The sequence below is a fragment of the Ruegeria sp. BHSA118 genome (assembly GCF_059613405.1).
In genome coordinates this window covers 1-2,896 of record NZ_JBXWSM010000137.1, presented here as the reverse complement: position 1 = coordinate 2,896, position 2,896 = coordinate 1, and the positions used below count along the sequence as shown (strand labels likewise).

Here is a 2,896-nt window from a genome sequence, read left to right as displayed (position 1 = left end):
TACATGGGCGAATACATCACCGACAATGCGAAGGCCGAGGCGATGAAAGTCCCGTTCTTGCGTGACCTGCTCCTGTCGGATTCCATTTACATCGGCTCGAATATCTCGTTCGCGAACCTGACTCCGGTCGCAGCCTATCTGGGCAAACCGGGTAACCCTGCCCTTGGCGGATTGGAAATGCCGGAATACCGCCGCAGGCAGGAACAGTTTCGACTGGCCGAAATACACGCCCTGCTGGATACCGAGTATTTCATCGACCGGGCCGAGCGTTTGTACAAATACCCCCATTTCATCTGCGACACCGGTGGTTCGATCTGCGAATGGGTCGACCCCGAAGACCCGAACGACCGGGTACTTTCCGAGCTTTCGCAACGCACCCTGATGATCTGGCTCAAAGGGGATGAGGAACACACGGCAGAGCTTGTACGCCGTTTTGACAAAGCCCCTAAGCCGATGTCCTATCAGGCCGAATTCCTGACCAAGGCCTGGACAGACTATCTGGATCTTCAAGGCTGTTCGGAAGCTGATGTTGATCCCGATGATTTCGTCCGTTGGACCTATGCACAGGCCTTGGCGCACCGTCAGCCGCGTTACGAAGCCATGGCGAATAACTGGGGCGTGACCATTGCCGCCAATGACATCGGAAAAATCCGCGATGCCGCCGATTTCGATGAGTTGATCGAACACACACTTGAGACGACGCGCAATAACGCCTAACTATCAGTTTTCACTGATCTCTTAGAAGCCTGACATATGCCCATCAAAATCCCATCGGAACTGCCTGCTTTTGACGTCTTGACCAAAGAGGGCGTCATGGTCATGGACGAAGATCAGGCAATGCGTCAGGACATCCGCCCGCTGCGCATCGGTTTGCTGAACCTGATGCCCAAGAAAATCCAGACCGAAAACCAGTTCGCGCGCCTGATCGGGGCAACCCCGTTGCAGATCGATCTGTCTTTGATCCGCATGACCGAACACCGGACCAAGAACACCGCCGCCGAGCACATGTCCGAGTTCTATCGCCCGTTTCAGGAGATCAAGGATCAGAAATTCGACGGCCTGGTCATCACCGGCGCCCCGATCGAACATCTGGAATTTCGGGATGTCACCTATTGGGACGAGATCAGCGAGATCTTCGACTGGACCCAAACCAACGTACATTCCACCTTTGGTGTGTGCTGGGGCGGGATGGCGATGATCAACCATTTTCACGGTGTCAAAAAGCACATGCTTGACGCAAAAGCCTTTGGGTGTTTCCGGCATCGCAACCTGGACCCGGCGTCTCCGTTCCTGCGCGGTTTCTCGGATGACTGCGTCATTCCGGTCAGCCGATGGACGGAAATGAAACAGGATGAAATCGATCGCGCGCCCGGGCTGAGGACCCTGTTGGGCAGCGACGATGTCGGCCCCTGTCTGGTCGAAGATCCCGGTCATCGCGCGTTGTATATCTTCAATCACTTCGAATATGACAGTGACACGCTGAAACAGGAATATGATCGGGACGTCAGCAACGGCACGCCTATCAACGTGCCGATAAACTATTACCCCGATGATGATCCCTCCAAAACACCGCAGAACCGGTGGCGCAGCCATGCACATCTGCTTTACGGCAACTGGATCAACGAAATCTATCAGTCCACGCCTTTCGACATGACAAAAATTGGCCACTAAAGTCCTGATATCCCTTGGCCTGGCCGTTCTGGGCCTTGCCATACTGACAACCTGGCGCAGCGCCCGGAACGAGGCACTGGCCGAGGCGGCTTTCCCCCCCGAGGGTCGGATTCTGGATGTGGGCGGTATCGCCGTGCACGCCGTGGTCATGGGGGACGGTCCTGATGTCGTTCTGATCCACGGTTCCAGCGGAAACACGCGCGACATGACCTTTGCGCTGGCCCCCATTCTGGCCAGTTCATACCGCGTGATCGTTTTTGACCGACCGGGCCTGGGTTATTCCGAAAGCTTCAATCCGGATGGCGAAACCATCATTGAGCAGGCGGATATCCTGCAACGGGCGGCGGCTCAGCTTGGTGCGGAAAAACCCATCGTGGCCGGGCAGAGCTATGGCGGATCGGTCTCGCTGGCCTGGGCCGTGACCCGACCCGAGAATATCTCGGCTCTGGTTCTGATCGCTCCGGCCGCTATCCCTTGGGAAACACCTTTGGATGGGTTCAACCGGCTTGCGTCAACCACGGCGGGCAAAGTGCTGGCCTTGCCCTTGATCAGCTCTTTCGTGCCCGAGTGGTACGTAACACAGGCGTTGGACAAAGTGTTTGCGCCACAAACGGCGCCCGAAGGCTATGCGGAACATTTCGGGCCCGGGCTGACGATCCGGCGTGGCTCGATGCATGCAAACGCCAAGCAGCGTGCCAACCTGCTGGACGAAATTACCCGTCTGCAACCCAGATATGGCGAGATTTCCGTTCCGACGGAAATCATCCACGGAACGGCCGACGACACCGTTGGTCTTGAATGGCATTCTGAACGTCTGATCGAACAAATCCCCGGGGCCGAGTTGATCGAGCTATCGGGTTTCGGTCATATGCCACAGGTGGTCGCGGCGCCCGAGGTGGCCGCCGCGATAGATCGCGCAGCGCAGCGCGCGGGTTTGCGTTAACCCAAGCTCTAATCCATAGTCAGATATGGATTTTATCGCGAGGTGACATATGGCCCGGTCCGAAATAGGTTCCATTGAGAGGTATTTTCAGAAAGACGCGCCCAAATCTGTACGCGAAGAGATTCAAAACGCGAAAAAGGGAGATATTCTGAACCCGACCTACCCGTATTCCGAAAAGATGAAGACCAAGGATTATGAAGAGCAGATGGACCTGCTTCAGATTGAATTGGTCAAAATGCAATCATGGGTCAAGGAAACCGACCAGCGGGTTGCCATCATTTT

The 2,896-nt window shown here is 55.9% G+C and carries 3 protein-coding genes and 1 pseudogene; all 4 read left to right on the top strand.

What is annotated here, in order from left to right; all coding sequences use genetic code 11:
• A partial coding sequence (locus AC2FNN_RS21320; RefSeq protein ID WP_496760484.1) for an ATPase occupies positions 1-717 on the top strand: 717 nt, incomplete at its 5' end.
• Between the two features lie 36 nt (positions 718-753).
• Entirely contained in the window at positions 754-1,671 is a 918-nt protein-coding gene (gene metA / locus AC2FNN_RS21315) for a homoserine O-acetyltransferase MetA (protein ID WP_496760482.1), read from the top strand.
• Positions 1,661-2,614 carry an alpha/beta fold hydrolase gene (locus AC2FNN_RS21310; protein WP_496760480.1) on the top strand — a complete coding sequence of 318 codons (954 nt, stop codon included), beginning with the start codon at positions 1,661-1,663 and terminating at the stop codon, positions 2,612-2,614. The genes metA and AC2FNN_RS21310 overlap by 11 nt, the downstream gene beginning before the upstream one ends.
• A gap of 49 nt (positions 2,615-2,663) precedes the next feature.
• Positions 2,664-2,896 (top strand): annotated as a pseudogene (locus AC2FNN_RS21305) (polyphosphate kinase 2); the annotation flags it as partial.